Source organism: Micromonospora sp. NPDC006431, assembly GCF_042870725.1.
In the GTDB taxonomy this organism is placed as follows: Bacteria; Actinomycetota; Actinomycetes; order Mycobacteriales; family Micromonosporaceae; genus Micromonospora.
This window is the reverse complement of the sequence record NZ_JBIAHQ010000032.1, coordinates 47,187-54,101: the sequence shown is the minus strand read 5'-3', so window position 1 is coordinate 54,101 and position 6,915 is coordinate 47,187. Positions and strand designations below refer to the sequence as shown.

Annotated in this window: 8 protein-coding genes; 5 read left to right on the top strand and 3 right to left on the bottom strand. The window is 73.9% G+C overall.

From position 1 onward, the window contains the following. Positions 1–136: 136 nt before the first annotated feature. Both ACFYM6_RS32715 and ACFYM6_RS32710 read right to left on the bottom strand, forming a co-directional pair. Positions 137–517: a VOC family protein gene (locus ACFYM6_RS32715; protein ID WP_387281324.1), complete on the bottom strand. Its 381-nt coding sequence runs from the start codon at positions 515–517 to the stop codon at positions 137–139. Between the two features lie 149 nt (positions 518–666). Next, a complete protein-coding gene (locus tag ACFYM6_RS32710; protein ID WP_387281323.1) occupies positions 667–1,248 on the bottom strand; it encodes a GNAT family N-acetyltransferase in 582 nt (193 codons plus the stop codon). Positions 1,249–1,283: 35 nt separating this feature from the next. Between ACFYM6_RS32710 and ACFYM6_RS32705 the strand changes: the two genes are divergently transcribed. Continuing rightward, positions 1,284–2,594: a glycosyltransferase family 87 protein gene (locus ACFYM6_RS32705; protein ID WP_387281322.1), complete on the top strand. Its 1,311-nt coding sequence runs from the start codon at positions 1,284–1,286 to the stop codon at positions 2,592–2,594. Here the strand turns inward: ACFYM6_RS32705 and ACFYM6_RS32700 are convergent. After that, complete coding sequence (locus tag ACFYM6_RS32700) at positions 2,493–3,044, bottom strand: GNAT family N-acetyltransferase (protein ID WP_387281321.1); 552 nt, start codon at positions 3,042–3,044, stop codon at positions 2,493–2,495. The two genes, ACFYM6_RS32705 and ACFYM6_RS32700, sit on opposite strands and share 102 nt — an antisense overlap. Before the next feature lie 185 nt (positions 3,045–3,229). On the opposite strand from ACFYM6_RS32700, the gene ACFYM6_RS32695 reads away from it, so the two are divergent. The 4 genes from ACFYM6_RS32695 to dapA all read left to right on the top strand — a co-directional run bounded on the left by ACFYM6_RS32695 (position 3,230) and on the right by dapA (position 6,885). Next, the gene (locus ACFYM6_RS32695; protein WP_387281320.1) at positions 3,230–4,459 is read left to right on the top strand and encodes a winged helix-turn-helix domain-containing protein; all 1,230 of its coding nucleotides are present in this window, start codon (positions 3,230–3,232) and stop codon (positions 4,457–4,459) included. Beyond that, positions 4,449–5,075 (top strand): DUF2752 domain-containing protein, encoded by a 627-nt coding sequence (locus tag ACFYM6_RS32690; protein ID WP_387281319.1) that lies wholly within the window; start codon positions 4,449–4,451, stop codon positions 5,073–5,075. Before ACFYM6_RS32695 ends, ACFYM6_RS32690 begins: the two co-directional genes overlap by 11 nt. A 92-nt stretch (positions 5,076–5,167) precedes the next feature. Then, positions 5,168–5,905, top strand: a complete 738-nt coding sequence (gene thyX, locus ACFYM6_RS32685) for an FAD-dependent thymidylate synthase (RefSeq protein WP_387281325.1) — start codon at positions 5,168–5,170, stop codon at positions 5,903–5,905. 53 nt (positions 5,906–5,958) lie between these two features. Further along, positions 5,959–6,885, top strand: a complete 927-nt coding sequence (dapA, locus tag ACFYM6_RS32680) for a 4-hydroxy-tetrahydrodipicolinate synthase (RefSeq protein ID WP_387281318.1) — start codon at positions 5,959–5,961, stop codon at positions 6,883–6,885. Positions 6,886–6,915 lie beyond the last annotated feature (30 nt).

Here is a 6,915-nt window from a genome sequence, read left to right as displayed (position 1 = left end):
GGGGGGGGGGGGGTGTTGTTGTTCTGGGCCCGCGGGCCGGGGGGGGGGGGCGGGGGGGGGGCCCCCTTTGGGGGGGGGGGGGGGGGGAGGGGGGGGGGGGGGGGGGGGCCCGGGGGGGGGGCCCCCCCGCCACCGGTCACTTCAGTTCCAGTACGGACATGACGTTGCCGGCGGGGTCGGTGAACCAGGCGATCGCGGGCCCGTTCCCCCGGACGATCCCCTGCTCGTCCTGGGGCATCCCGGGGTAGCGCGCGAATTGCACCCCGCGGGCGGTCAACTCGGCGACGGCCCGATCGATGTCGTCCACTGGGAAGTTGAGCACGGTGTAGGTGGCCGGGGTGTGGTCGTCCTTGGGGTAGACCAGGATGTCCCGGTCCCCGGCGAGGTGCAGCGTCAGCAGTCCGCCCATCGCGTCGTCCCGCGACACCCGCAGGCCGAGCGTGTCGGCGTAGAACGCCATCGCCCGATCGGTGTCGTCCACCGAGAAGCCGCTGAAGGCCCTCGTGTCCCTGAACATGATCGTCTCCCTCTTCCGGTCGTGCTCCGTCTGCAAGGCGGTGCCGGAGCGGCGAAGCCCGTCACTGCGTCACAGTAGGCCCGCCGTCCGACGTGCGCCGGTGACACGGCGGGCCGTGGGGCGCGGAACGACCGGGACCGTGGTTCCGCTCAGTCCGCCGCGACCGGCTCGGTCGGGATCGCGACGTGCAGCCGCAGTTGGGGGACGAGCATGTCGTCCACGTCCAGGGCGCGGGCCGCGCCGTCCGGCTCCCAGCCGGTGGAGGCGAGGAACTTCCGGGTCGCCGCGTCCCCGTCGAAGGTCCAGGCCACCGCCCGGGTGAAGCCGTCAGACCGCCACCCGTCGACGGTGGCGGCGAGCAGCCGGCTGCCGTGCCCGCGCCGGCCCCAGCGCGGCTCGACCAGCAGGTCGGTCACCGCCGCCACGCCGTCGCCGAGCGCCTCGGCCGGCTCGCCCGGGGCGAGCGCCTCGGTGTCGGCCGGACCGGAAGCGGCGAACCCCACCAGATACGATTGCTCGGCCTGTTCGACGGCGACCAGCACGCGATGCGCGCCCGAGGGCGGCTCCTGCACCGCCGCGCTCCACCGCCGGGCGAGGTACGCCTCGTCCAGGTTGTCGAGCACGTGCCGGGGCAGGATCCGGCGGTACGCGACCCGCCAGGTCGCGAGCTGGATGCGTGCGATCTCGCCGGCGTCCTCTGGACGCGCGGGGCGGACGTACCCGAGAGCCATGGCACGTGAGCCTACGCAGGGCGAGGGAGGCGACGGTGGCGCAGGGTGCCAGGCGGACGATCGTGCAGGTCGTCGCCGTGGTGGTGCTCGCCGTCGCGGTGACCGCCTTCCTGAGGGAGGCGGCCGTGCGACACGGCTTCTTCGACCTCAACGTCTACTGGGGTGCGCTGAACTACTGGGTGCACGACGGCGGGCAGATCTATGACTTCCTCCGGGCCAAGACCCAGTACGGCTTCACCTATCCGCCGTTCGCCGCCCTGGTGATGCTGCCGATGGCGTACCTGCCGTGGCACGCGGCGATCACGGTCAGCGTGGCCGCCACCGTGGTGGTCAGCACCGTGGTCGTCTGGTGGCTGGTCGACCCGATCGCCCGCCGCGCCGGGTGGACCCGCTGGTTCGCGCTCGCGGTCGCGCTCTGCCTGGCCGCCGCGTTCGAGCCGATGCGCGAGACGGTCAACTTCGGCCAGGTCAACATGCTGCTGCTTTTCCTGGTGGCGGTGGACCTGCTGCGGCTGCTCCCGGCCGGCAGCCGGTGGGCCGGGGCGGGCATCGGCCTGGCCACCGCGATCAAGCTGACCCCGGGCATCTTCATCGTCTACCTGCTGATCACCGGGCGCTGGCGGGCCGCGTTCACCGCGATGGGCGCGGCGACCGGCGCCACCCTGCTGGCCGGCGCGCTCTTCCCGGACGCCTCCCGCGAGTTCTGGACCGAGGCGCTGTGGAACACCGACCGGGTGGGCGAACTGGCCTTCGTCTCGAACCAGTCGCTGCGCGGGGTGGTGGCCCGGCTGAACCCGGAGCACCCGAGCACTCTCGCCTGGCTGGTGCTGGTGCTCGCCACCCTCGCGGTCTGGGGCTGGCGCTCCCGGGCCGCGGTGACCGCCGGCGACGAGGCCACCGGCCTGGCCCTGACCGGCGCGGTGATGTGCCTGGTCAGCCCGGTCACCTGGGTGCACCACCTGGTCTGGCTGCTGCCGGCGCTGATCCTGCTGGTCGACAACGGCATGGCGGCGCCCGCGCGCAGCCACTGGCGCCGCCTCCTGCTAGCCGCCGCGGCCATCGGGTACGCCTTCCTGATCAGCCGGATCGTGTGGCGGTTCGAGGAGGACTTCAGCGGCGTGACCGGCTTCCTCGGCAGCAACACGTACGTCTGGATCAGCCTGGCGCTGCTGCTCGGCCTGCCGATCCGGCGCGGGGCCGCGTCGACCGGCGGTGGGCCCGCCGACCGGGGCGGGCCGCCCGGGTCACTGATCGAGTCGGGCGGTGTAGCGCGCCTCCCGAAGCAGGGCCGGGTCACGCCCGCCGGAGAGCGGCAGCCGGTAGACGGACTCGACGCCGTCCAGTGACAGCCCGGCCCGCTCGTAGAAGCGCCGCGCCCGGACGTTGTCGGTGAGCACCCAGAGCCGGTACTCCGTCCAGCCCCGCTCGGCCAGGCCGGCCCGGGCCGCCGCCAGCAAGGCCCGCCCGGTCCCGGTGCCCCACCGCGCGGGCTCGACGTACATCGCCAGGATCTCCCCGTGCGCCGGGTCGAGGTCGCCGCGGTCCTGATTGTTCCGGTACGGCCCGAAGGTGGCGAATCCGGCGACCGCCCCGTCGACCTCGGCGAGCAGAGTGGTGAACGGGTGCGCCGGGTCGGCGGTGCCGAGGTCCCGGCGGCGCTGCGCCCAGGCGGCCGGGTTCAGCCGGTGCAGTACCTCGTCCGGCATGATCCCGGCGTACCCGGCCTGCCAGCTGCGGATGTGCACCGCGGCGATCGCCGCCGCGTCGTCCGGGTCCTCCCGGCGGATGGTCAGCATCCGTCCGTTCTATGCCCCGAGGGGCGGTCGGTCCAGCGACCGCTCCGTTCGACAACTCCAGCTCGGCGCGTCTGACGCCGCGCCACGACCTGGAGCCGTCGTCCGACACTCCAGCTCGGCGCGGCTCACGCCGCGGCACGACCTGGAGTCGTCGTGTCATACCGGTGGACTAGGGTCCCCGGACGATGGCCGCACCGGAATCGCTCTCGCTCGCCCAGGCCCGCCGCGTGGCTCTCGCCGCCCAGGGCTTCGCCGACCCGGCGCCCGCCGGGGTGCCGACCCGCCGGCATCTGCGCCGGGTGCTGGACCGGGTCGGGCTGATCCAGATGGACTCGGTCAACGTCCTGCAACGGGCCCACTATCTGCCGCTCTACAGCCGGCTCGGACCCTACCCGACCACGCTGCTCGACAACGCCGCCTACCGGCGCCCCAGGGAGCTGTTCGAATACTGGGGGCACGAGGCGTCGCTGATCCCGGTCGGCCTGCATCCGGCGCTTCGTTGGCGGATGGCCAAGGCCCGTGACGAGGCCTGGGGCGGGATGCGCCGGATCGCCCAGGAGCAGCCCGAGCTGGTCTCCTGGGTACGCGACGAGGTGGCCGCCCGGGGGCCGCTCACCGCCGCCGAGATCGAGCACGACGCACCCCGGGAGACCGGCAACTGGGGCTGGAACTGGTCGGCCGTCAAGCGGGCGCTGGAGTTCCTGTTCTGGTCCGGCGAGGTGACCGCCGCCGAACGCACCACCTCCTTCGCCCGCCGCTACGACCTGCCCGAGCGGGTGCTGCCGGCCGAGGTGCTCGACGCCCCCACCCCGAGCGACGCCGACGCCCACCGCACGCTGGTGGCGGTCGCCGCCCGGTCGTTGGGCGTGGCGGCCGAGCCGGAGCTGCGCGACTACTTCCGGCTGCCGGTGGCCGGGGCGCGCCGGGCGATCGCGGAGTTGGTCGAGGCGGGCGAGCTGAACCCGGTCACGGTGCCGGGCTGGCGGCAGCCGGCCTACCTGCACGGGCAGGCGCGGCTGCTCCGCTGGGTCCGGGGCAACACCCTGGTCAGCCCGTTCGACCCGCTGGTCTGGGAGCGGGCCCGGGCCGAGCGGCTCTTCGGCTTCTCCTACCGGATCGAGATCTACGTGCCCGCCCCGCAGCGGGTCCACGGCTACTACGTGCTGCCCTTCCTGCAGGGCGAGCGGTTCACCGCCCGGGTCGACCTCAAGGCCGACCGGAAGGCTGGGGTGCTGCTGGTGCCGGCCGCGTGGGTCGAGCCGGGGGTGGACCCGGGGGAGACGGCGGTGGCCCTCGCCGCCGAGCTCTACCGGCTCGCCGGCTGGCTCGGCCTGGACGCGGTCGCCCCGCCGGCGGCCGGCGACCTGGCCGTCCCGCTGGCCGCCGCGCTGGTGGGCGTGGCCGGTGTACGGTGAGCGCGTGACGAGCGTTGACCGGCCGGCCGCCACGCCCGACCCGCAGACGGTCCCCGTCCCGCCGACCGCCCCCGCCGGCCCGGCCCCGGACGGGGTGCACGCCGTCGCCGGAGCCCCCGATCCCGGCTCGGCGAACTGGCCCGCCGGGATGGCGTACGCGCCGGTCGAGCCGGACCGGTTCACCCGCCTGGTGCTCCGGCTGCACGCCCGCGCCCCGCGCTGGGCGGTGCCCCTGGCCGCGGTCGGCTGCGTCGGGCTCGGCATGGCGTACGCCCTGCTCAGCGATCCCACCCACAGTGACCCGGACGCCCGGCCCAGCTGCCTGCTCAAGCTCACCACCGGGCTGGACTGCCCGGGCTGCGGCGGCACCCGCGCCCTCTGGTACCTGCTGCACGGCGACCTGCCGGCCGCCGCCCGGCACCACTTCCTCTTCGTCTTCTCGGTGCCCTTCCTGGCGTACCTCTTCGTCACCTGGGCCGGGAACCGGGCGTTCGGTTGGCGGCTGCCGGAGCTGCGGCTCAACCCGAAGGTCCTCGGCGGCTTCCTGGCCTTCTGGCTCGTCTTCTCGGTGGTCCGCAACCTGCCCTGGGCCCCGTTCACCGCGCTCTACGTCTGACCCGCGGTCCGGCGCGAGTGCGCCGCTTCACGTCCGCGCGCCCAAGTTTCCCCACCGGCCCACCGGCCACTACAGTCGCAGGAATGCCGGAGATGGTGCAGCCCCAGGTCAAGCTCATCGCGTGGACCCAGTTCCAGGCCCCCGACGACGTGCCGTGGTCGACCGACGCCGAGGGGGGCCAGGCGCTCGCCGAGTTCGCCGGTCGGGCGTGCTACCAGAGCTGGAAGAAGCCGAACCCGGCCACCGCCACCAACGCCGGCTACCTGGCGCACATCCTCGAGGTCGGGCACCTGTCCGTGCTGGAGCACGGCTCGGTGAGCTTCTACTTCAGCGGCGTCTCCCGGTCCTTCACCCACGAGCTGATCCGGCACCGGCACTTCTCGTACTCCCAGCTCTCCCAGCGCTACGTCCCGGAGCGGGACGCCGCGATGGTCGAGCCGGCGGTGATCGCCGAGGACCCGGAGCTGCACAAGAAGTTCGTCGAGGCGGCCGAGGCGAGCGTGCGGGCGTACACCGAGCTCCTCGAGGGCCTGGAGGCGCGCTTCACCGACGAGCCCAACCCGACGCTGCGCCGCAAGCAGGCCCGGCAGGCGGCCCGGGCGGTGCTGCCCAACGCCACCGAGACCCGGATCGTGGTCACCGGCAACTACCGGGCCTGGCGGCACTTCATCAAGATGCGCGCGACCGAGCACGCCGACGTGGAGATCCGCGAGCTGGCCGTGGAGTGCCTGCGACAGCTCCAGGGCGTGGCGCCGAATGTCTTCGCCGACTTCGTGATCTCCACCCAGCCCGACGGCACCGAGGTGGCGGCCAGCCCGCACGCCGAGTGACTCCTGGGCCCTTCCCCACCGGGGCTCCGGTGGTCGTCCGCTAGGTTGTGAACATGACGCACGACCACCCTGCCGCCCCGGACCGGGGCGCATCGCGCCCGTTCGGGCGACTGATCACGGCGATGGTGACGCCGTTCACCGCCGACGGGTCGCTCGACCTGGACGGTGCCGGACGGCTCGCCCAGCACCTCGTCGACGAGCAGGGCAACGACGCGCTGGTGCTCAACGGCACCACGGGCGAGTCGCCGACCACCACCGACGCGGAGAAGGAGGGCCTGATCCGTGTCGTCGTGGAGGCGGTCGGCGACCGGGCCCGGATCGTGGCCGGGGTCGGCACCAACGACACCCGGCACACCATCGAGCTGGCCGCGCAGGCGGAGAAGGCCGGCGCGCACGGCCTGCTGGTGGTCACGCCGTACTACAACAAGCCGCCGCAGAGCGGCCTGCTGCGGCACTTCACCGCGGTCGCCGACGCCACCGGGCTGCCGATCATGCTGTACGACATCCCGCACCGGGCCGGCACCGCGATCGCCACCGACACCCTGGTGAAGCTGGCCGAGCACGGCCGGATCGTCGCGGTCAAGGACGCCAAGGGCGACCTCGCCGCCACCTCCGAGGTGCTGAGCCGCAGCGACCTCGCCTACTACAGTGGCGAGGACTCGCTGACCCTGCCCGCCCTCGCGGTCGGCGCGGTCGGCGTGGTGGGCACCTCGACGCACTTCACCGGCGTGCCGACCAAGCAGCTGATCGAGGCGTACGAGGCGGGGGACGTCGCCACCGCCCGGACGCTGCACCGCCGGCTGCTGCCCCTGTTCACCGGTATCTTCCGTACCCAGGGCGTGATCCTGGTGAAGGCGGGTCTGGCGGCCAGGGGCCTGCCGGCCGGCCCGGTACGCCCGCCGCTGGTGGACGCCACCGCGGCCGAACTGGCCCAGCTGCGCGCCGACTGCGCGGCGGCCGGGCTGCCCCTTCCCGAATGATCGAACGACACGACGGACGCCGGGTGCCGG